Raw genomic sequence first — 22,382 nt, forward strand, 5'->3', positions numbered from 1 at the left:
ATAAGGCAAGAGGCCCCGATGACCCACCCGACAGATGAAATCCCTCAAGGCGCAAGCGCCTATCGTCGTCTGCTCGATGAAATCCGGTCCGGTGCCCTACCGCCCGGCACACGGTTGCGCGAAGTTGAGATCGCAGAGCGCCTCGGCCTGTCGCGCACCCCGATCCGGGAGGCAATGCGCCTGCTGGAGGCGGACGGGCTGGTCGTGCATCAGCCGCGCCTTGGCGCCACCGTGCGCACCCTCGACTATGCGGAAATCATGGAGCTCTACGAGATGCGCGCCGTTCTCGAGGGCACGGCCGCACGCCTCGCCGCACGTGCCGCATCCGAGGTGGAACTTGCCGAGCTATCCGCGCTCAACGATGAGTTTTGCGCCGCAGTCGGAGATCAGGATAAGGCGGCGGAACTGAACCGCCAATTTCACCTGATCTTGCAAGACGCCGCGAAGAACCGGTTTTTGATCAAATCGATCATCAGTTTGCAAAAGACGATGATGATCCTCGGCCCGACGACCCTTCTGGATGTCGATCGTGCCCACGGCGCCGCGCAGGAGCATAAACGCATCCTCGCCGCGCTGATCGCCCGCGACGGCGCACAGGCCGAAACCGAAATGCGCGGCCATATCGAGGCCGCGCAACGGGCACGATTGAAGGGGTTGCGCGCGCGCGACCGTGCGATGGAGGAGGAGTGAATGGCACAGTGTGATTGGGATGTGATCGTCGTCGGCGGCGGGAATGCGGCGCTTTGCGCGGCGATCACGGCGGCGGAAGCGGGCGCGAGTGTGCTGATTTTGGAGGGTGCGCCAAAGACCTATCGCGGCGGCAATTCGCGCCACACGCGCAATTTCCGCTGTATGCATCAAGGCCCGCTCTCGCCTCTGACCGATGCCTATCATGAGGATGAGTATTTTAAAGATCTGATGCTGGTGACCAAGGGTAAAACCGATGAAGACTTGGCCCGTCTGACGATCCGCGCCTCCGAGGATTGCTTGCCGTGGATGAAGGCGCACGGGGTGCGCTTCCAGCCATCTCTCTCGGGGACACTGTCGCTGTCGCGGACCAATGCCTTCTTTCTGGGGGGCGGCAAGGCGTTGGTAAACGCCTATTACAATACCGCCCAAGACCTTGGTATTACGATTAAATATGATGCGCAGGTGAGCCACATCGGCTTCGAAGGCCGACGCTTTACCCATGTCGACGTCTGCATCAACGGCGGGCCGAGCCAACGAATCCCAGGCCGCGCCGTCGTTTTAGCCTCGGGTGGGTTCCAATCGGATATCGACTGGCTGACCCACGCTTGGGGCCCGGCGGCGGCAAATTTCTTGATCCGCGGCACGCCCTATAATCGCGGCGTGGTCCTGCGGGACATGCTTGATCAAGGCGCGCAAAGCGTCGGTGATCCGACCCAGTGCCATGCGGTCGCCATCGACGGACGCGCGCCAAAATTTGACGGCGGCATCGTCACACGGCTCGATTGTGTGCCCTTCTCGATCGTGGTGAACCGCGACGCCGAGCGGTTCTACGACGAGGGCGAGGACGTCTGGCCCAAACGCTACGCAATTTGGGGGCGGCTCGTGGCGGCGCAACCCGATCAGGTCGGCTTTGCTATCATTGACGCGCGCGCCCGCGATCTGTTTATGCCCTCGGTCTTTCCGCCCGTGCAGGCGGACACGATTGAGGCGTTGGGCGACAAGCTGGGCCTTGATGGCGACGCGCTCGCCCGAACCGTCGCCCAGTTCAACGCTGCCTGCTCTGAAGGGGCCTTCACGCCGACGGAGTTGGACGGGTTGAGCACCACCGGACTGACCCCGCCCAAGACCAACTGGGCGCGCTCCATCAGCCAGCCGCCCTTCTACGGATATCAACTGCGCCCCGGTGTGACATTTACCTATCTGGGCCTAAAGACCGGCGCGGATGCCCGCGTGCAAGGCCCCCAAGGACCGATCGAGAATGTGTTTGCCGCTGGCGAGATCATGGCCGGCTCCATTCTTGGCCAAGGCTATCTGGCGGGGTTTGGCATGACGATCGGCACCGTATTCGGCCGGATTGCGGGCCGTGAAGCCGCCAAACTTATCGACCTTGCAAAGACCTCGGAGATGCCCCATGTCGTTTGACCTCCCAAGCTCGCCCCCCCATGAGGAGGCCCGCCGCCAGATCGAGATCTGCAACGCGTGCCGCTATTGCGAAGGGTTCTGTTCGGTCTTCCCCGCGATGACCCGCGAGAAATCCTTTGCGGACGGGGATCTTACGCATCTTGCAAACCTGTGCCACAACTGCCGCGGGTGTCAGTATTCGTGCCAATACACCGCCCCGCATGAGTTCGCGCTTAACCTTCCCGCAGCGCTTGCCGAGGTGCGCCAAGACAGTTGGGAGCGTCTCGTCGGCCCGCAACGCCTCGCGCGCGCGTTCCATAAGAGCGGCACGGCCATCGCAGCAACCCTCGTTGTTGGATTTGCCGCCGTTATGGCGCTGATCACGATGATTGAACCGGCGAGCGGCGAAGGATTCTACGCCGAAATGTCGCATAATCTGATGGTCGCGCTCTTCGCGCCTGCTTTCTTGCTGCCGCTCGTGGCTGTCGCGATGGGGCTCCGGCGCTACTGGCGTGAGACGGGTGCGCCGCGCATGGCCCTCTCGGATTGGCACGGTGCCCTGAAGCAGGCCGCCAGCCTCAAGAACTTGAACCGCGGACAAGGTCAGGGCTGTAACTTCGAGAAAGAGGATCGGTATTCCGACACGCGCCGCATTTTGCACCAAACGGTTATGTACGGCTTTTTGCTATGCTTTGCAGCCACTTCCAGCGCGACATTAATGCATTACCTGTTCAACATGCCCGCGCCCTATCCGGTCTTCAGCCCGCCTAAACTCTTGGGTGTGACGGGCGGGATTGCCTTGGTGATCGGCACAATCGGTCTGGGCTGGCTCAAGACACAAGCCGATCCCGAGCTGGGCGCGAAACGGGTTTGGGGCGGCGAAATGGGCTTTATCGCCCTGCTCGGGTTCACGGGCGGCTCGGGCCTTGCGCTCTACGCGGCGACGGGGACGGCGCTCATGCCGGTGATCCTCGCGCTGCATCTGGGGGCTGTCGCGACGTGCTTTTTGCTCCTGCCTTACACGAAAATGGTGCACGGGTTCTTCCGTCTGACCGCTCTGATCGCCGAGGAGGCGATCAAGCGCCGCGCATGACAGATCGGGCGGCGCGGGCATACCGCGCCGCCCTGTTATGATGGGTCAGAACCCCTCCAACACGAGCTTCCCCTTGGCCTTGTTCGTCTCCAAAATCGCATGAGCGCGTTTGAGCGTCGCCGCATCGATCTTACCCAGAACCTCCGTCGCCGTCGATTGAATGGTGCCCGCATCCAAAAGATCAGCGACCTCATTGAGGATCTCATGTTGATGCGACATATCTGCCGTTTGGAACAAGGATCGCGTGAACATCAGCTCCCAATGCGTTGAAATCGCTTTAGCTTTGAAAGGCATGATGTTGAGCGTATCGGGGTCGTCGATCAGGCCAAACCGGCCTTGCGGGGCGATAAACGCGGCCACCTGTTCGACATATTGGTGGCTGTGCGTCGTGGAAAACACGTAGCCCGGCTGACCGATATCGAGCGCCTCGATCTGTGGCGTGAGGGGGTGCGTGTGATCGATCACGTGATGCGCGCCCAAGGCGAGCGCCCAATCGCGGGTCTCCGGACGCGACGCCGTGGCGATAACCGTCAAATCCGTTTTTGCGCGCAAAAGCTGAATCGCGATGGAACCGACGCCGCCCGCGCCGCCGATGATCAAAACCGCCCGTGCAGCCCCTGGCACAGGGTCCGTCACCCGCAAGCGATCAAACAACATCTCGTAAGCCGTCAACGCAGTCTGTGGCAGCGCCGCCGCCGCGGACAAGACCACCGACTTGGGCGCATGGCCCACAATCCGCTCATCCACCAAATGGAATTCGGCATTGGTGCCCGACCGGTTGATCGCCCCAGCATACCAACCAAGATCGCCTACCTTAACGAGCGAAACCGCATCCCCGACCTCAACCACCTCGCCGACCGCATCCCAGCCCAAAACTGCCGGCGCTTCGCTCGGTGCAGGGCGGTTCTGGCGGATCTTAAAATCAACCGGGTTGACCGATACCGCCTGCACACGCACCAAAAGATCGCGGCCAGACGCGCTTGGCTTATCAAGTGTCAGGTCAAGCAGCGCATCTTCACGGTCCAACGCGCCTGCGGTTTTATATCCAACAGCTTTCATCTCACTCTCCTCGATCAACGCAAATTCGGGCTCGCGTCACCTTTGACGGAGCGGTCTAAGAGAGTGTAGATTATATTCTAAATTAATGTCAGTTAGACAAAATAGATTTCAAAATTCGGATTACGGAGATAATCCAATGGACACCCAAAGCGTCAGACTATTTGTTCTTTGCGCAGATAAGCTCAATATCAGCGCCTCGGGCCGCGAATTGGGCATGGCGCCCGCCGTCGCCAGCGCGAAGCTTGCCAAGCTGGAGGAATTGCTCGGGGCCGATCTGTTCCGGCGCTCCACGCGCAAAGTGTCCCTCTCTGTGGAGGGCGCGGATTTTCTGCCCTTCGCGCGTGAGATCCTTGCGCAAGAGGATGCCGCCCTCGCCGCATTGGGACGCGCAACCCCAAATATCAGCGGCACCCTGCGCTTCGCCGCGCCGAGCACCTTCGCACAGCTCTACATCGCGCCGATCCTGCCGAAATTTATCGCTCAATACCCTGATATAACACTAGATTTGCGCCTGTCAGATACCCAGTTCAACCTGATCGAAGGCAGTTTTGATCTTGCGCTGCGCAATATGGTCATGACGGATTCGAGCTTGAAGGGCCGAAAACTGGCCGATGACACGCGGGTTTTGTGCGCATCGCCCGCCTATCTTGCCGCGCACGGAACGCCGCAAACGCCCGAAGCGCTCATCGCGCATCAGCTCATCGCGTTTCGTGATTTATCGACGCGTCGGCTGATCAACTTGCGCGGCGAGACCGCGTTATTTGACCCAAAGGCGGCGCGGGCGCGGTTGGTGTTTGATGACGGGTTGAGCCAGAAACTCGCGACGGTGGCGGGCGCGGGCATCTCGATCAATTCGCTGTGGAGTGTGCACCAAGACCTCACATCGGGACGCTTGGTGCGCGTGCTTCCCGAGTACGTCTTGGATCAGCAGACGGCGCTTTGGCTTGTTTACCCGAAATCGAACGTCCTGACGGCCAAGGTGCGGGTGTTTATCGACTTCCTGCGCGAGAATTTTACCCTCACCACATCGGCCTAACGTCAATCGTCCAGCGGGCCATCATCCGGCGTCGTGTTGAGAAAGATGCGCCCGATGGCCTTCACAAACGGCAGGTTTACGACGATCAGAATCCCCGCCGCGATCAAAAGCCGCGTCAGGGTGCTGACGGGCATCGGGTCCGCGTCATCCGCGTAGAGATGGATTATCACCGTGACTACGAGGAACAAGATCGCAAGCAAACGCAAATGGCGAAACAAAACCGGCCGTGACGTCATAGGCTCCTGCACTCCTTGATCCGCATGGGGCCAGTATCCAGATCATCGCCGCTGCCGCAAGCGCGATAAACGCGTGGATTACGGCTCCTGCGCAACGCGGATCGGCAAATCATGCTGCGCCGCGAAGGCCACTGTGGCGCGGCGGAAGCCCTCGCACAGATCGCGGTACATCGGCACGAACATATGCTCGGCCGGTAAAACAAACCGCAAATCCGCCGCGACCTTGGGCAGATACGGGCGCGCCACGACATTATGCGGCGCGAACAGCGGGAAGGAGAACGGCTCCGCGATGTTGACATGGCGCTTGTTGGACAACAGCGCGTAGCGCACCCACGAGGATTGGCACCAGATCCGTTTTGACGCCTTCTCCCCCGCGAGCAAACGGGTTTCGTCATCATTGGGCAGGAGAACGGAATCGTTCTCGAACCCGATCAAACTATGCCCCGCCAGATCGCGGCTGGTCACGACATCCATCTTGGCCAGCACATGTTCCGCATGGACCGCCACGATGTAATCGGCCTGCGCGAAGGGCAATGTCTGCACACCGTCCATCTGGCAAAACCCGACCGTCACCCCGAAATCCAGTTTGCGGCTGCCGAAGGAGGCGATCATCTCTGGCGGCTGCTGGGCGAGGATGTCGATGAAAACATTCGGGTATTTCAGGTGGAACCCTTCCAAAACCGCCGGAAGAACCGCCGTTGCGATCGTGGGGATGCACGCAAGCCGGATGCGATCATTCACCCCTTCGCGGATCTCTGCGGCGACGCGTTGCAAGGTTTGGGCATTGTCATAGACCCCCTCAGCGACGTTAAAAAACGCCAATCCGCGCGCCGTCGGGCGCACGCCCCGCCCCGCCTTGTCGAACAGCTCAAAGCCGACATTGCGCGCGAGCTCCGCGATCAGGCGGCTGACGCCCGATTGCGTGAGGCCCATCGTATCCGCCGCCGATGCCAAGGTGCCCGTGCGGACGACAAGCAAAAACGCCTGAAGTTGTCTGAATGTCATTCCCGCCGCCCCGACTTACTTGCCACTTCAATGGCGCTTTTTGATCCCGATTTCGGTAGATATCGCACCGCTCGGTGGGTAGCCCTCGGATCAATCCCCATGACCAACCTTCGCCGTGATCGCTCAGATAGCATCCCCACAGCACAAATCAACCGGCTCAAAATCGCACCAAACTTACGCATTTCGCACAAAATTAAGGCAAAACCCCAAAGACCGTCACACAACCCGTCTTGAGCAGCAGCGCGGGAAATCCACTAAGCCACCAAAATTCTTACCTATTTTTACAAGCCATGCGGGATTGTCACCAATCAGGAGTTTTTAGCACGACTCCACCGCCGTGAGAGACATTAACGTCGTCACATAAGCGTCAACATTGCCTGCATGTTCCTTTCCGGCGGTTGATTTAACAGGGTTTGATTTCAAAAAGACGCCGATTAACAGGCGCTAAGGAGCTGAAATGAAAAGATCTTATGCACTCGCGATGACAACGGCATTGAGCCTGACCGCGACCCTCGCGTTCGCGCAGAACCATCCCGTCACCAATGAGCCGCTCGCCGAAAAGCAGGTATTTGTGTACCGCGTTGGCGACGATTCCCCATCGATCGATCCGCAATATACCGAGGATGTCGATGGCGCGGCCGTGGTGCGCGATCTGTTTGAAGGGCTGATGACGCAAGATAAAGACGGCAATCTTGCGCCGGGCGTGGCGACAGATTTTGACCTGAGCGAAGACAAAACCGTCTACACCTTCCATCTGCGCGATACCGCCAAATGGTCGGACGGAACGCCGGTCACGGCCGCTGATTTCGAATATTCGTGGAAGCGCCTCGTCGATCCCGCCACCGCCTCGCCCTACGCGTGGTTTGCCGAGGAAATGGGCATCGTCAATGTCGCGGATGTTGTCGCGGGGAAACTCCCGACCTCCGATCTGGGCGTGAAGGCGATTGATGATCACACGTTCGAGGTGCGCCTGAACCGCCCCGTCGCGCATATGCCGCAGATGACCACCAATGCCGCCCTCTCGCCCTCGCCCAAATCGGTCGTCGAGGCACATGGCACCAATTGGACCAAGCCCGAATTTATCGTCTCAAACGGCGCCTATGTTCTGACCGAAGCGATCCCGCAGGAACGCTCCGTCCGCGTGCGCAACACGAACTATTGGAACAATGACGCGACGATCATCGAGCGCGTCGAAGCGCTTGTTATCAATGATGAAAACGCCGCTCTCACCCGCTATCTCTCGGGCGAGTTGGACCGCACGGAAGTCCCCGCAGGCCAGTTCAAAAAGCTCAGCGCGAGCAACCCTGACGAGGCGCTGAGCATCCCGACGCTGTGCACCTATTACTATTTCATCAACATGTCCGACAGCGCCAACCCTGCGTTGAAAGATCAGCGCGTGCGCGAGGCTTTGTCGCTGGCGATTGACCGCGATGTGATCACCGGCTCGATTTTGCAAGGCGGGCAGACGGCGGCCTTCGGCTTCACGCCTGAGGCGACGGCCGGGTTTACCGCGCCGGAAAATGCAGCCGAGGCGATGACGCAAAAAGACCGCGACGCGCGCGCGATTGAGCTGTTGACCGAGGCAGGCTACGGGCCGGACAAGCCGATCACTCTCAAGCTCCTCTACAACACAGATGACCAGCACAAGAAAATCGCGATCACCGTATCGCAGATGTGGAAACAAAAGCTGGGCGTGACCACCGAATTGCAGAATATGGAATGGAAAACCTTCCTTGAGGCCCGTTCCAGCCAGCAATTCGATATCGGTCGTGCGGGATGGTGCGGCGATTATAACATGGCCTCCGCGTTCCTCGATCTGATGCGCAGCGGGCATGAGTATAACGATGCGAAATATTCCAACGCAGAGGTCGATGCCCTGTTGGAAGATGCCCGCGTGAACCCCGATCCCTCCGCCGATTTCACCAAAATCGAGGAAATCATCGCGAAAGACGTGCCGATCCTGCCGATCTATCACTATGCCGAGGCTTACATGATGGATAAAAACCTTCAGAACTGGCCCGTCGAGAACGTGCAGCAAAACTGGTACTCGCGCGATCTCTACTTCACAGCCGAGTAACCTCGCGGGGGCCAACCGGCCCTAACTCTCCGCGCCGTGCCGCAGTCATTGCGGCGCGGCGCCTTTCTCACATCAGATCCCAAACGATAGGATCCTCATGCTCACCTTCGTTTTCAAGCGTCTGCTCTACGCAATCCCCACGCTTTTGCTCTTGATCATCTTCTCGTTTGTCCTGATGCATTCCGCCCCCGGCGGCCCGTTCACATCCGATCGCCCGCTCGCGCCGGAGGTGATGGCCAATCTGGAGGCGAAATATCATCTCAACGATCCCCTGCCCCAACAAATCGGGCGCTATGTGGTGGATGTGGTCACACGGTTCGATTTTGGCCCGTCGTTCCAATACAAAGATCGCACCGTGAATGAGATCATCGCGCAGGGCTTCCCCGTGACGTTGACTTACGGGGCGATTTCCTTTGTCGTGGCGGTTCTGTTTGGCTGCGGGCTCGGGATTGCGGCGGCGATGCGCCAGAACACATGGCTCGATTATCTCGCGGTAGGCACATCGATCGGGGCGCAGGTTTTGCCGAATTTCGTGATGGCGCCGATTTTGGTTCTGGTGTTCACGCTCTGGCTGGGCTGGTTGCCGGGCGGCGGGTGGAACGGCGGGCAATGGCCCTATCTCATCATGCCCGTGATCGCCCTCTCGACCAGTTTCATGGCCTCGATCGCGCGGATCATGCGCTCGTCGCTGTTGGAGGTGATGCACAGCAATTACATCCGCACCGCGCGCGCCAAAGGCCTGCCCGCGCGCGCGATTTTGTTCCGCCACGCGCTCAAACCCGCGATGCTGCCGGTGATTTCCTACCTCGGGCCGACATTTGTTGTGATGATCACCGGCTCTGTCGTGATCGATCTTTATTTCACCACAGGCGGCATCGGTCAGGCCTTCGTGAATTCGGCGCTCAACCGCGATTATGCGGTGATGATGGGGATCACGATCCTGATCGGCGCGCTCACCATCGTGTTCAACCTGCTCGTGGATATTCTCTACGCGTGGATTGATCCGAAAATCAAATTGTAAGGAGGCGCGCATGACATCGACACCCCTGCAAAGCGCAGAAATCTCGCCCCCGAAGGCCAAGGCCGGTCGCTCGCTTTGGCAAGATGCACGGCGGCGGTTCTTGAAAAACCGCGCCGCCTTGGCCAGCGTCATCGTATTGGCCGTGATTGTTCTGATCGCCCTTTTGGGGCCACTCTTCGCCGTGTGGGATAATGAAACCGTTGATTGGGGCGTTTTGGGCGATATCGCGACGCTCGGCGCGCCGTCCTTCACCACCGGCCATTTCTTCGGAACCGATGATCTGGGCCGCGATCTCTATTCGCGGGTGGTGCAAGGCACGCAGGTGTCGTTGATGGTCGGGCTGATCGGATCGGCCATCGCGGTGATCATCGGCACGCTCTACGGCGCCACGGCCGGATATATTGGCGGGCGCACCGATAACATCATGATGCGCGCCGTCGATATTTTGATGTCGATCCCGTATATGTTCGTCCTGATCCTGCTGTTGGTGGTGTTCGGGCGCTCGATGTGGCTGTTGTTCGCGGGGGTTGGCATGATCTCTTGGCTGGAGATGGCGCGGATCGTGCGGGGGCAGACTTTGGCCCTCAAATCCAAGGAATATGTCGAGGCCGCGCTTGCGATTGGCGTCAAGCATCATACCATCGTGCTGCGCCATATCATCCCCAATTTGCTCGGCGTGATCGTCATCTACGCAACACTTCTGGTGCCGCAGATGATCCTGACCGAGAGCTTCATCTCGTTCCTCGGGCTGGGCGTGCAAGAGCCCAACACCAGCTGGGGCGCGCTGATTTCGGAGGGCGCCTCCACCTTGCAATACGGCACCTATTGGCAGCTTTTGTTCCCGCTGATCTTCTTCGTCGTCACGCTGTTTTGCTTCTTCTTCATCGGTGACGGATTGCGCGACGCGCTAGACCCCAAGGACAGATAGGACCAGATTATGAGCTTACTTGAGGTCAAAAACCTGACTGTCGGGTTTGATACGCCAGACGGCACCGTGCGCGCCGTCGATGATATCAGCTTTACGTTGGAGGCGGGCAAAACCCTCGCCATTGTCGGGGAAAGCGGATCGGGGAAAAGCCAAACCGCCTTCGCGATCATGGGCTTGCTTGCCAAAAACGGGCGCGCGGGCGGATCGGTGATGTTTGAGGGGCAAGAGCTGCTCAATATGCCCGAGAAGCGCCTGAACGCCGTGCGCGCGGCCCAGATCGGGATCATCTTCCAAGATCCGATGACATCGTTGAACCCCTATGTTCGCGTGTCCGATCAGATGGCCGAGGTGTTGATGCTGCATCAAGGCTTAAGCAAATCGGATGCGATCAAGGATTGCGTCAAGATGCTGGACGCGGTGAAAATCCCCGATGCCAAGCGCCGGATCACGATGTATCCGCATGAGTTTTCGGGCGGGATGCGGCAACGCGTGATGATCGCGATGGCGCTGTTGTGCCATCCGCGGCTGATCATCGCGGATGAGCCGACGACCGCGCTCGACGTGACGGTGCAAGCGCAGATCATGGATTTGCTGCGCGATTTGCAAAGCGATTTCGGCATGGGTTTGATCCTCATCACCCATGATCTGGGCGTGGTTGCGGGCAGCTGCGAGGATACGCTGGTGCTCTACGGCGGGCGGGTGATGGAAACCGGCCCGACGCAGCAGCTTTTCAGCGAACCGACCCACCCCTACACGCGCGGCTTGCTGCAAGCGGTGCCGCGTCTGGGCGCGAAATCGGCCAGCTTGGCAACGATCCCCGGCAATCCGCCCAATATGATGCATCCGCCCGCCGGATGCCCGTTCTCACCGCGTTGCGCCTTTGCAGACGCCGAATGCGGCCGCACGAAACCCGCTCTGATCGCGTTCGCAGACATGCGCAGCCGCGCCTGCCACCAGTCGCTACAGGACATCACATGACCGATGACAACACGCTTTTGCACGTCGACGGGGTGAAGGTTTACTTCCCCTACACGGCTGAAGATTCGATTTTTTCGCGCAAAGAGGCGCAGTATATCAAGGCCGTTGACGGCGTGAGCTTCACGATCAAGCGCGGCGAAACGCTGGGCATTGTCGGGGAAAGCGGCAGTGGCAAATCCACGCTGGCGCGGGCGGTGATCCGGATGGTGCCGATCCATGCGGGCCGCGTTTTGTGGATGGGGCAGGATCTGGTCGGGATGAAAGCCGCCGAGATGCGATTGCAGCGCAAAGACCTGCAAATGATCTTCCAAGATCCGCTCGCCTCGCTCAACCCGCGCATGACCCTGCGCGAGATCATCGCCGAGCCGCTGAAAACGCATTTCCCCAAAATGCGCAAAGCCGAAATGAACGAGCGGATCGCGAAAATGATGACGCGGGTGGGTTTGCTGCCCGATATGATCAACCGCTATCCGCACGAATTCTCGGGCGGCCAGTGCCAACGGATCGGCATCGCGCGCGCGCTGATTTTGGAACCAAAGCTTTTGATCTGCGATGAGCCGGTCTCGGCGCTCGATGTGTCAATTCAGGCGCAGGTCATAAATCTGCTGGTTGACTTGCAAAAGGATATGGATCTGTCCTTGATGTTCATCGCGCATGATTTGAGCGTGGTGCAACATATTTCGGACCGTGTGATGGTGCTCTATCTCGGCTCGATCATGGAACTCGCGAGCAGCGATGACATCTATGAAAACCCCGCCCATCCCTACACGCGCGCATTGATCGCGGCGGTTCCCGATATTGACCGCCCCGCCCCCGCGGACCGTGCGGCGATGATGCTCGATGGCGATCTGCCCTCGCCCCTCTCGCCGCCATCAGGCTGCCCGTTCCGCACGCGCTGCCCGCAAGCGCAGGACATCTGCGCCACCACGCGCCCGCCCCTGCAAGAACCCGCGCCGGGGCATAGCGTTGCGTGCCACTTCCACACCGTGGCACAGCCCGCGCCGCTGGGCGTATAAGATCACGGCCCGCCCCCTGATCCCATCGGGGCGGGCAACGAGGCGGCATCGCGGCGAGGTCCGTTTACGCGGAGGCGGCCCGATCTACGGAGGGGCGCGCGCGATTGGCCTTGCGTTCCCCCAACATCAGCATGGCGGGGGTGACGATCAACGTCAAAACGGTTGCCACGACCAACCCGCCCGCAATGGCGGAGGAAAGCTCCGTCCACCACTGCGTCGACGGGGCGCCGTAGACGATCTCCCGCGTGAAGAAGTTGAGATTGATCCCGATCACCATCGGCAAAAGCCCCAACGCCGTCGTCACGGACGTCAACACGACAGGCCGAAGGCGTTGCGCGCCCGTGCGCAGCGCCGCCTCCAACGGCGACATCCCCGCGCCCCTTAGATCGTTGTAGGTATCAATCAAAACGATGTTGTTATTGACCACGATCCCTGCCAGCGCAATCACACCAATCCCCCCCATGACGACGCCAAACGGCCTGCCCGTGACGATCAACCCCAGCAACACCCCCGCAACAGAAAAGACGATTGCGCTCATCACAACAAAGGCTTGGTAGAAGCTGTTAAACTGGATCACGAGGATCACGAACATCAGGAAGATCGCGGTAATGAACGCACCGATCAAAAACACCATCGAGTCGCGCTGATCCTCGGCCTCGCCCGCGAAACTTGCCTCGACGCCGGGCGGCAGATCCATCGCGTTGATCGCGGCTTGCAGCGCCACGACCTGATCGTTGACCAAAACGCCCAATCCCACATTCGCCTCAATCGTCACGACACGCCGTTGATCGACACGGGTGATTGTCCCGCTGCGCGGCGCAGGCTCGAAGGTGACGAAGTTCGATATCGGGACGAGCCCCGCGCTGGTGGGGACGCGCAGCGATTCCAGCGCGTCCAGCGTGCGTGAATCGGATGGGAACCGCACGTTGATATCGACCGCCCCATCAGCCCCCGCAGGACGGTAATCGGCAACGGTGATCCCGCGTGTCAAAAGCTGGACCGCCTGCCCCAAAGTCGAGATATCCGCCCCGAACCGTGCTGCTTCCGATCGGTTCACCCGAAGGCGCCATTCCACCCCCGGCAAGGCGCGCGTGTCGGTAATATCGGTAAATCCCCCGATGTCATCCATTCGCGCGCGGATTCCCTCAACCGCGGCCGCCTGTGCCTCAAAATCGTTTGAAATCACGCGCAACGAGATCGGCTTGCCCGCCGACGGCCCCTCGGAAGCTGTTTGCACCTGAACATTCACCCCCGGAATGCCGGCCATATCGGCGCGGATATCCTCACCGATTTCCGCCGCCGGACGACGCGTGTCCCACGGCGTGAATTCGATCTGCACCGTGCCGATCAGATCCGCAGCGTCCTGATTGGAGCCGCCGGTGCGCGCGTAAACAGAGGCAATCTCGTCATATTCAAATAGACGGGTTTCAACCTGCCGCACCAAGGCGTCTTTCTCAAAGATCGAGAAATTGTCGCGCGCGCGCACCTGCACCTGCGCGAAATCAGGCTCGATGGAGGGAAAGAATGTAACGCCATTGCCGAACTGGCCATAGGCCGTGAACCCCGCCAACAAGAACGCAACCGCCATGATGAACGTGGCCCAAGGGCGCAGAATTGCGAATTGCAGCACCTTTACATACCCGCCAGTGATCCCCTTAAGCAGGCGTGGATCGCCCTTTTCCGCCGCATGGAGCGTAGCCTTATCGCGCGCCGATTGCGGCGGTTTACGGCCAATCAAGGCCCCCGCAACGGGGATGAAAACCAGCGCCATAAACAGCGACGCGGTTAAGGTCAGGATCACCGTGATCGGCAGGAACTTCATGAATTCGCCCACGGTTCCTTCCCAAAACAGGAGCGGAAAGAACACGCAAAGCGTCGTCGCGGTCGAGGCAACAATGGGCCAAGCCATTCGTTTGGCAGCATAAATATAGGCCTTGCGCGGGGTATCGCCCTCTTGCAAACGACGGTCCGCGAGTTCGGTCGTCACAATCGCGCCGTCAACAAGCATCCCCACCACGAGGATCAACGAGAACAAGACCACAAGGTTCATCGTATAACCCATCATCGACAGCGCCGTGACCCCGGCCAGAAAGGCGCCCGGAATCGCCAGCCCGACAAGCAAGGCAGACCGAATGCCCAGCGCCCAAACGATCACGATCATCACCAAGATAACCGCCGCGATGACATTGGCCTCCAGATCGCGCAGCATCGACGTGACCTGCTCGCTCTCGTCTTGCATGTAATCCACTTGCACCGAGGCGGGCCAATCCGCCTGCGATTGCTCGATCAAACCGCGCACGGCGGCGACGGTTTCGATGATGTTCGCGCCTGCACGTTTCTTGATTTCCAACGCCAAAGCGGGCTGCCCATTGATGCGCGCGAAGCCTGTCGGATCTTCAAACGTGCTTCGGATCTGGGCGACGTCGGCGAAGGTCACAACCGTGTTGCCGCGCACTTTAATCGGCAACGACATGACATCGCTCACGTTTTCGATCAGGCCGGGCACTTTCAATACGATCCGCCCTGCGCCATTTTCGATCGCCCCCGCGGCAATCAACAGGTTGTTGCGGGTGATCTGGCTGATCAGCTCCTCAAAGCTCAGATTATAGGTTTCAAACACGGTCGGATCGATGAGCACCTCCAACAGCTCGTCGCGCTCACCCCCGATATCAACCTCGAGCACGCCCGAGAGCCCCTCGATCCCGTCCGCGAGGTCTTGCGACAGGCGATTCAACGTCCGCTCGGGCACCGGCCCCGATAAAATCACCGTCAGGATCGGAAAGAGCGCGGTGTTGATCTCCGTCACCACAGGATCGCTCGCATCGTCGGGCAAGTCGGATTTCGCGCGGTCCACACCCTCGTTCACCTTGTCGAGCGCCGCTTGCGCATCAAACCCCGGCTCGAACTCCAGTTGCACACTCGCGTAGCCCTCACCCGCATTCGCCTTCATCTGTTTGAGGCCCGTCAACGCGCTGAGCTCCGTTTCGAGCGGTTCAATCAGCAATCTCTCCGCATCGCTCGGCGTGATGCCGTCGAGGCTGGTCGAGACGTAGAAGATCGGGATCGGGATCTCGGGAGAGCTTTCCTTGGGAATGGTGACATAGGAATACGCGCCGACGATCAAGATCATCGCCAACGCCATCATGATGACCCGCGTCCGGCTAAAAGCGGCGTCGATGAGCTTATTCATTCAGCAAGCCCGCCTCAGGATTGTCCCCGACACTGGTGCCAGTCGTGACGTCAGGAGAGGCCACCAATCCGGCCTCGGCAGGATCGACGAGCGCTTCCGGATCACCCTCTTGCACTGTGGGAGCGACAGTCTCACCGTCATTCACAAAGCCCTGACCTATCGTGATAATTTGCGCGGCGTCGGGCAAGCCCGACACCCAAATTCCATCGGTTTGCGCGCGCACGATCTCGACGGGATGGAAAACGACACTGTTCTGGGCGTCGACCGTTTTGACGCCCAAAGCTCCGTCCGTATCGAGGGATAAAATCGCAGGCGAAATGAAATGCGCGGTGATCTCGCCTGTCGGGATCTGAAGCTGCGCGCTGATGCCTGCGGGAATTGCCCCGTCCTCATTCGGGATGTCGATATCTGCGGTAAAGGTGCGCGTCTGCGCGTCCGCGCTCGACCCGATGAAGGTTACCACGCCCGCCGCGCTCTCGCCTGTCATGAACGCTACTTGCGCGGTCTGGCCCTGGCGGATGTCGCGGATTGCTTGCTGCGGGATCTGGATGCGGACGGTCAAGGGCGCGTTGTCCACAATCCGGCCGATATCGTCGCCTATGGTGATATATTCGCCCTCGTTGATCTCCAACGCCTCCAACCGCCCCGCGAAGGGCGCGCGGATCTCGGTGTTCGTCACGGCCTCATTGGCCGCCGTTACGCCCGCCTGTGCGGAGGCCAATGCGGCCCGCGCCTGCGCCACACGATCAGCGGTGGCAACACCGCGCGCCAAGAGCGCCTGCGCGTTCTCATACTCGCGCTGGGCAAGCCGCAATTCCTCCTCCGCTCGCGCGAGATCGGATTGCCGCGCGGCAGGTGCAAAGCGCGCAATCGGCTCGCCCGATGCAAGATCGGCCCCCTTTGCCACGAGGATCTCCGCGATCAGGCCCGATGTCTCCGCACGGATTGAGGTATCACGATCCGGGAGCGCCTGCCCCTCCGCCGAGAAGATCCTCGGGATGGTTTGCGCTTGCGATGCCATCACGGCAACGCTCACCGGTTGGCGCATGGCGGCGGTCGCTCCTCCCGCCTCCCCGTCGTCATGCGCGGACGGGATGAGATAGCCGCTGCCCATCCAAGCGACAATCGCGAGCGCGAGACCGCCCGCCACCCATTTGGACCGCGAAGCCCCCGCATCATCCGCAAATGTCAGCGCCGCATCATCGGGCTGTCGGGGCGCGTCCATCATCCTTAGATCTCCTCATTCCACCGTCGCACATCCGCTCGCATCCAGACCGCCAATCCACCGTCCACCGCAAGCCTTCACGCTTGCCGGACCCTAGCCGACACGCAATGATTGTTAAACATAGCCCTCATTCATAGAATTTCAGCTAGCCTAAGCATCACGCTTGCGCCGAAACATCGAGAGCGAGCGCTTTTGCGGCCGCGCGCAGCGTCGCCGTCAACCTGTCATGGCTGTCGTCAACAGGTTGGCCGGAGGGAAACAACAGACTTATGCCGCGATGCGCCTCCGCCATTCGCAAGGGCCGGACCGTGATTTCCTCGCGGTGGATCGCCTGTCGCCGCGCGAACAGATCGGGCAAAACCGCAACCCCCGCCCCCGTCGCCGCCATCAAAACGATGGAATTGAGACTGGTGCCCTCATAATCATCCGAGACGGTCCCCCCACTGACCCCCGCCAAACCGTAGACGATCCGCGCCAACCGGTGCCCCGTATCCAGCGTCAAAAGACGTTGCCCCGCGAGATCGGACTCCGTGATATGCGGCAAGATGGCCAAGGGATGGTCGTTGGAGACCGCCACCCAAAGCGACTCGGTGAATAAGGGGCGCTGCCACGTGTTGGGATGATCCTCGGGCGTCGAGATGATCGCATCAAACCGGCCTGCCCGCAGCCCCTCGTCAAGGTGCATCGTGTTTTCCTCGCGCACAATAACCCGCAGATCGGGTTGCTCGCGGTGCAATGATTGCATCACCTGCGGCAAAAGATAGGGCCCGATAGACGGCAACACCCCGAGCCGCAACCGCCCCGCAAACGGCAAGGCCGATTGCATGACCCCCCGCAGATTTTCGACATCCGTCAAAATCCGCCGCGCGCGCAGCACGAATTCCAGCCCCTTCGCCGTCGCAACCGCCCCGCCGCGCCCACGTTTGAACAACACCACCCCCAGATCTGCCTCCACCGCAGCAATCTGGTTTGACAAGCTGGGCTGGCTGACATGCAAGACATCCGCCGCCAAACCAAACCCGCCGAGCTGATGCACCGTGACGATATATTGCAGCTGGCGAAGGGTCGGGCGCATTACATAGCTCCAAGCTATCTAAAATCGGCATACAAAGTATTTAAATTATAACAGGAAAGCTGGCAACAGGCGCGAACCGCAACGCAGCTTGCAATATCATTGCACTGGAGACCTCACATGCCGCCTGTCTTTGAAACGCTTTTTGGCAACCTGATCGTGCCGACCATCCTGTTCTTCGCGCTCGGCTTGGTTGCCGCCGCCCTCCGCAGCGATTTATCCATTCCGGAAGGGGCGGCGAAGTTTCTGTCGCTCTATCTCCTCCTCGCAATCGGGTTCAAGGGCGGGCACAGCCTGTCGCAATACGGGCTGAGCGCGGACATCTTCAAGGCGCTCGCGGCGGGCATACTGCTGTCTTTCGCGCTGCCGTTTCTTGCTTTCGTGTTGCTGCGCGTAATGACCTCGCTCGATACCGTGAATGCCGCGGCGGTGGCAGGGCATTACGGGTCGATCTCGATTGTGACATTTGTCGCCGCGACCAGCCTTCTTGAGCTCTCGAACCTCAAGTTTGACGGTTATATGGTGGCGGTTGCGGCAAGTATGGAAGTGCCCGCGATCTTGTCTGCGCTGTGGATTGCGCGGCGGTTCTCGGGCGACACGACAACCGCGTGTGTGCCCATGCGGGAGTTGCTGACCAATGGGTCGGTAGTGCTTTTGGTGGGGGCGTTCGGGATCGGGGCGGTAACGCGCGAAAACGGGATGGCGATGATTGCGCCGTTTGTGGTGACACCGTTCACGGGGATCTTGTGCATTTTCATGCTCGACATGGGCCTGACGGCGGGGCGCAGCTTGATGCACAACCGGCATTTGATGCGGGCAGGATTGTTCGGGTTTGGCGTGGTGATGCCGATGGCTGGCGCTTTGCTGGCTTGGGGGGCCGGTGCGTTGATCGGTCTGCAAACCGGCAGCCTGTTCTTGCTGATGGTGCTTGGGGCTTCCGCCTCCTATATCGCGGTGCCCGCCGCGATGCGGATCGCGCTGCCCAAGGCCACGCCGGGGATTTACCTGACACTGGCGCTCGGGGTGACCTTTCCGTTCAACATCACCGTCGGCCTTCCGGTCTATCTCTGGCTTGCGGGGCTTGGCGGGTGATGGCGCCTATGCGGTTGCCCCCGCCGCCCCATCTCGCCGCCTCATCCCGCCGTCTCATCCTGTGGCAAACGCGCGACCAAAAACCACGCGATGAGTTTGAGGCAACACGGCACAATCGCATAAGCCGCCGTTAACGCGCCCAGCGCCTGCGCATCATTGGATTGGGACGGGTTAAACCCGTTCCATTCCAGCACGGGCATTACCAAAAACGCGGCAAGCGCCAAACCGAGCTTGCCCGCAAACGCCCAGATGCCGAAGGCCAGCGACGCATTCAGTCGCGCCCGCGTCAACGCCACCGAAAACATCGCAGGCAAGAGCACCGTATCCGCGCCCAATGCCGCCCCCGCAGCGATGCATACCGCCGCAAAGGGCCATAGATCGCCCGCCGACAAGAACGCCGTCGCCCCAAATCCGACGATCGACAAAGGCATCGCGATGAGCAACGTCCGCTTGGGGCCGATCCGCCCGCTGATCCGCGTCCAGAACGGCACGCTCACCCCCGCGCTGATGAAAAACAGCATCAGCAAGGGGCCTGCCGCATCCGGCAGCATAAGCTTGTCTTGCACAAAAAACAAAAACAACGTCGAGGTCATTGCAACCGGCAAGCTATTGGCCAGTGCCAGCCCCAAGAGCCGTAACGCCCCCGCGTCACCCAGCCCTTTCACCGAGACTGCCGCGCCAATGATCGCCGGACGGCGCCACATTGGAACCGTGGCGGCTCCGACGCACAGTGCCAAAAGGCCAAGACCCCAACCGAAGGCACCGTATCCCTGCCCCTGCGCGCCCAAAGCCGTAGCGACCGCGGGCGCAATCGCGGCCAGCACGACCCCCGCTAACATGCCACCCTCCCGAAACGCGGCAAGCGTCATCAACGCCTGCGGCTCCGGACGCAGGGCCAAGGTCGCGCTGCGGCCGTAGAGCAAGATCGAGCCAAGGCTATAGGCGGTAAACAGCAATACCAAAACACCCGTCAGGCGCAGCGCCACATTCGGCCCAGCGTCCAAGGTGAAAAGCGCCGGAAAGCCAATCGCAAGCCCCAACGCCGCCGCGATCGCGAAGACGCCCTGCGCGCGCGGCCAGCGGTCAATCGCCCACCCGATTAACGGATCTTGCACCAGATCAACCAGCCGGATCACCAGCAGAACGACCCCAAGCGCCCCCAGCCCCATGCCCAACTCCACGGCGGCAAATTGCGGCAGGTGGATATAAAGCGGGATGCCCGCGGCGGCCAGCATCAGCGCGTAAAGGCTCACTTGAGGGTAATGCATCGCGGTCCCGCCTTACGCTATGTCGTGAGCCACAGATAAGGCAAAGCTTTGCCGCGTCAAACCCCGATGCCTTCGCTGCCTTGCGTCCCCGCGCGCGCGCCCCGACACAGGCCGCGACCGCGTCAGAAGGCCTCGTTGGTGATAACCTCGCCCTCAACCGACCGGAACATTTCCTTATGCTCCTCCCAATAGCCGCTCACGGTGAGCCGCACGGTGATCGGGCCTTCCTCGATATTCATGAAGTAAAACCCGTGATAGCCGCCGAAAGGCGCGGTGAACGAGCCGCTCTGCGCGTGGCCCTCGCCTTTGGCATAGGCCATCTCGAACCCTTCGGGGTAGTTGGCGGCATCCTCGGAGGACGGGTGCCCGTGGAAATCATAATAAACGCCGTCCCCCTTGGGGTCGAGCACCTCCCATGAATACACGAAGGTTGTATCGCTCGGCATGATGAACTTATGCTCGACCTCGCCCAGATCCTCGATGTCGATGTCGATTACCTCGCTGTGGAAGGGCGCATCTTCGAGATGGATGAGGCCCTGCACGGATTGGTCTATCAACTCGGCGGCGGGGTCATAGTCGCCGATATTGAAATGCATCGTGCCCTCAAAGGACGTATCGCCTGAGGGCACGGTCTGCGCCATCGCCGTGAGGCCCAATGCTCCGCCCACTCCGGTGGGGTCGATCCCGTATTCGGCGGGCAGAACAGCGATCATCAAGATTGCGCTTGCGGTGGTGCCCGCCAAGGTCAGTTTCGTCTTTAGTTTCATGATTTTGTCTTCCTTATTCGATGAAATATCCGGTTGCCTGCATCCCGATCAACACCAGTCCGCAGGTAAAGATCGCCCAATTCGCCGCCCGAGAGATCGTCGCAAAGGGGCGGCACGCTCTCAGCCATTGAAGCCCCGCAAAGAGACCGAGCAGCGCGATCGCCTGCCCCATCTCGACCCCGACATTAAACGCCAGCATATTGGCCACGAGCCCATCGCGCGACAGACCAAGATCTTGCAATTTCGACGCCAGACCAAAGCCGTGGATCAGGCCGAAGGCAAAGACGGCAAGCTTGGGATTGATGCCCCTCACATGGCCCAGATTTTCAAACGCCTTGTAACTCACCGACAGGCCAATCACCGCGTCAATCAAGTAGGCATTCATCTGGATCTGCCCGAGAACCCCCGTAAGCAGTGTGATCGAATGACCAAGCGAGAAAAGGCTCGCAAAGAGCACCACGTCGCGCAGCTTGCCGAGAAAGAAAATCACGCCAAGCAAATAGAGCAGATGATCAACCCCCGTCACCATATGCTTGGCGCCCAGATAGACGAAGGGGGCGAGCTTTTGCCCCTCGGCGCGGGCAAGAAAGCTCTGATCTCGCGCCGAAACACCGTGCGCCAGCGACGGCACTATTGTGAGAAGAAGGACGATCACCACCGCCGCGAGCACGATCATTACGCGGCGCGGGCCGCCGCCCCGCAATCGGGACGGCAGAAGCGGCAGGAGGTTAAAGGTCTTCGACATACGGGATGAAGCGACCGAGGATGATGACGCACGTCCAAAGCGTCAGCGACAGCCACGCAACCACATGCGCATCTTTCGTCAGATCGCGCGAGGCAACGCCCTGATCCATCTGCGGTTTGACCCGACGCACGAAATAGGCCGTGTTCAGCCCCGCAATCCCGATCAATACCATCTTCGACCAGAAGGCGATATTGACAAGGTAGCGGTCGGAATCCCCGATCACAAACAACACGCCTGATGTCAGATTGATCGCAAACCCGATCAGCGCAAAGCGCACGAAGCGGTCAACACTGGTGATCGGCACTGCGGGCGCAAAGCCGACAACCCGCAGATCGACGATAACAAGAGAGCCGAACAACAGGCACAGACCGATAAAATGGGCCATCTCCAAGATCGGAAAGAGATAGGCATTGCCCATCACAAAGCCGCTCAGCGCAGTCGAATTGAGGGTGGTGATAACCCAAGCAAGAAGCGTATCCATCA

Annotated in this window: 20 protein-coding genes; 10 read left to right on the forward strand and 10 right to left on the reverse strand. The window is 60.1% G+C overall.

Annotation, left to right across the window (positions count from 1 at the left end):
* Positions 1 to 18: 18 nt before the first annotated feature.
* The 3 genes from SJY32_RS07925 to tcuB are packed head-to-tail and all read left to right on the forward strand — an operon-like array spanning position 19 to position 3,184.
* Complete coding sequence (locus SJY32_RS07925) at positions 19 to 690, forward strand: GntR family transcriptional regulator (protein ID WP_376873616.1); 672 nt, start codon at positions 19 to 21, stop codon at positions 688 to 690.
* Complete coding sequence (tcuA, locus tag SJY32_RS07930; protein ID WP_376873618.1) at positions 691 to 2,112, forward strand: FAD-dependent tricarballylate dehydrogenase TcuA; 1,422 nt, start codon at positions 691 to 693, stop codon at positions 2,110 to 2,112.
* Positions 2,102 to 3,184, forward strand: coding sequence for a tricarballylate utilization 4Fe-4S protein TcuB (gene tcuB, locus SJY32_RS07935; protein WP_376873620.1), 1,083 nt, complete (start codon positions 2,102 to 2,104; stop codon positions 3,182 to 3,184). Before tcuA ends, tcuB begins: the two co-directional genes overlap by 11 nt.
* 45 nt (positions 3,185 to 3,229) lie before the next feature.
* Here the strand turns inward: tcuB and SJY32_RS07940 are convergent, their stop codons facing one another.
* Positions 3,230 to 4,243, reverse strand: coding sequence for a zinc-binding alcohol dehydrogenase family protein (locus SJY32_RS07940; protein WP_376873622.1), 1,014 nt, complete (start codon positions 4,241 to 4,243; stop codon positions 3,230 to 3,232).
* Positions 4,244 to 4,379: 136 nt separating this feature from the next.
* Between SJY32_RS07940 and SJY32_RS07945 the strand changes: the two genes are divergently transcribed.
* Positions 4,380 to 5,279 carry a LysR substrate-binding domain-containing protein gene (locus SJY32_RS07945; RefSeq protein ID WP_376873624.1) on the forward strand — a complete coding sequence of 300 codons (900 nt, stop codon included), beginning with the start codon at positions 4,380 to 4,382 and terminating at the stop codon, positions 5,277 to 5,279.
* Positions 5,280 to 5,281: 2 nt separating this feature from the next.
* Here the strand turns inward: SJY32_RS07945 and SJY32_RS07950 are convergent, their stop codons facing one another.
* Together SJY32_RS07950 and SJY32_RS07955 are read right to left on the reverse strand one after the other, a co-directional pair.
* Positions 5,282 to 5,515: a hypothetical protein gene (locus SJY32_RS07950; protein ID WP_376873626.1), complete on the reverse strand. Its 234-nt coding sequence runs from the start codon at positions 5,513 to 5,515 to the stop codon at positions 5,282 to 5,284.
* Positions 5,516 to 5,593: 78 nt separating this feature from the next.
* The gene (locus SJY32_RS07955) at positions 5,594 to 6,520 is read right to left on the reverse strand and encodes a LysR family transcriptional regulator (RefSeq protein WP_376873628.1); all 927 of its coding nucleotides are present in this window, start codon (positions 6,518 to 6,520) and stop codon (positions 5,594 to 5,596) included.
* A gap of 457 nt (positions 6,521 to 6,977) precedes the next feature.
* On the opposite strand from SJY32_RS07955, the gene SJY32_RS07960 reads away from it, so the two are divergent.
* From SJY32_RS07960 to SJY32_RS07980, 5 genes are all read left to right on the forward strand, one after another.
* Positions 6,978 to 8,597, forward strand: a complete 1,620-nt coding sequence (locus SJY32_RS07960; RefSeq protein ID WP_376873630.1) for a peptide ABC transporter substrate-binding protein — start codon at positions 6,978 to 6,980, stop codon at positions 8,595 to 8,597.
* 97 nt (positions 8,598 to 8,694) lie between these two features.
* On the forward strand, positions 8,695 to 9,618 hold the full coding sequence (oppB, locus tag SJY32_RS07965) for an oligopeptide ABC transporter permease OppB (RefSeq protein ID WP_376873632.1): 924 nt from the start codon (positions 8,695 to 8,697) through the stop codon (positions 9,616 to 9,618).
* A gap of 10 nt (positions 9,619 to 9,628) precedes the next feature.
* Complete coding sequence (locus tag SJY32_RS07970; RefSeq protein ID WP_376873634.1) at positions 9,629 to 10,546, forward strand: ABC transporter permease subunit; 918 nt, start codon at positions 9,629 to 9,631, stop codon at positions 10,544 to 10,546.
* A gap of 9 nt (positions 10,547 to 10,555) precedes the next feature.
* Positions 10,556 to 11,524 (forward strand): oligopeptide/dipeptide ABC transporter ATP-binding protein, encoded by a 969-nt coding sequence (locus SJY32_RS07975; protein ID WP_376873636.1) that lies wholly within the window; start codon positions 10,556 to 10,558, stop codon positions 11,522 to 11,524.
* The gene (locus SJY32_RS07980) at positions 11,521 to 12,540 is read left to right on the forward strand and encodes an ABC transporter ATP-binding protein (protein WP_376873638.1); all 1,020 of its coding nucleotides are present in this window, start codon (positions 11,521 to 11,523) and stop codon (positions 12,538 to 12,540) included. The genes SJY32_RS07975 and SJY32_RS07980 overlap by 4 nt, the downstream gene beginning before the upstream one ends.
* A 64-nt stretch (positions 12,541 to 12,604) precedes the next feature.
* Here SJY32_RS07980 and SJY32_RS07985 read toward each other — a convergent pair whose 3' ends face one another.
* From SJY32_RS07985 to SJY32_RS07995, 3 genes are all read right to left on the reverse strand, one after another.
* Positions 12,605 to 15,730 carry an efflux RND transporter permease subunit gene (locus SJY32_RS07985; RefSeq protein WP_376873640.1) on the reverse strand — a complete coding sequence of 1,042 codons (3,126 nt, stop codon included), beginning with the start codon at positions 15,728 to 15,730 and terminating at the stop codon, positions 12,605 to 12,607.
* The gene (locus SJY32_RS07990) at positions 15,723 to 16,958 is read right to left on the reverse strand and encodes an efflux RND transporter periplasmic adaptor subunit (protein WP_376873642.1); all 1,236 of its coding nucleotides are present in this window, start codon (positions 16,956 to 16,958) and stop codon (positions 15,723 to 15,725) included. Before SJY32_RS07990 ends, SJY32_RS07985 begins: the two co-directional genes overlap by 8 nt.
* A gap of 154 nt (positions 16,959 to 17,112) precedes the next feature.
* A complete protein-coding gene (locus tag SJY32_RS07995; protein WP_376873644.1) occupies positions 17,113 to 18,030 on the reverse strand; it encodes a LysR substrate-binding domain-containing protein in 918 nt (305 codons plus the stop codon).
* 117 nt (positions 18,031 to 18,147) lie between these two features.
* Here SJY32_RS07995 and SJY32_RS08000 point away from each other — a divergent pair, with 117 nt between their 5' ends.
* Complete coding sequence (locus SJY32_RS08000; RefSeq protein ID WP_376873646.1) at positions 18,148 to 19,119, forward strand: sodium-dependent bicarbonate transport family permease; 972 nt, start codon at positions 18,148 to 18,150, stop codon at positions 19,117 to 19,119.
* Positions 19,120 to 19,160: 41 nt separating this feature from the next.
* On the opposite strand, the gene SJY32_RS08005 is transcribed toward SJY32_RS08000, so the two are convergent.
* From SJY32_RS08005 to SJY32_RS08020, 4 genes are all read right to left on the reverse strand, one after another.
* A complete protein-coding gene (locus tag SJY32_RS08005; RefSeq protein ID WP_376873648.1) occupies positions 19,161 to 20,387 on the reverse strand; it encodes an MFS transporter in 1,227 nt (408 codons plus the stop codon).
* Between the two features lie 122 nt (positions 20,388 to 20,509).
* Positions 20,510 to 21,154 carry a hypothetical protein gene (locus SJY32_RS08010; RefSeq protein WP_376873650.1) on the reverse strand — a complete coding sequence of 215 codons (645 nt, stop codon included), beginning with the start codon at positions 21,152 to 21,154 and terminating at the stop codon, positions 20,510 to 20,512.
* Between the two features lie 13 nt (positions 21,155 to 21,167).
* A complete protein-coding gene (locus SJY32_RS08015) occupies positions 21,168 to 21,899 on the reverse strand; it encodes a HupE/UreJ family protein (RefSeq protein ID WP_376873652.1) in 732 nt (243 codons plus the stop codon).
* Entirely contained in the window at positions 21,883 to 22,380 is a 498-nt protein-coding gene (locus SJY32_RS08020) for a DUF6644 family protein (RefSeq protein ID WP_376873654.1), read from the reverse strand. Before SJY32_RS08020 ends, SJY32_RS08015 begins: the two co-directional genes overlap by 17 nt.
* Positions 22,381 to 22,382: the final 2 nt, after the last annotated feature.

It is taken from the genome of Albirhodobacter sp. R86504 (assembly GCF_042466415.1).
GTDB lineage: Bacteria > Pseudomonadota > Alphaproteobacteria > Rhodobacterales > Rhodobacteraceae > Albirhodobacter.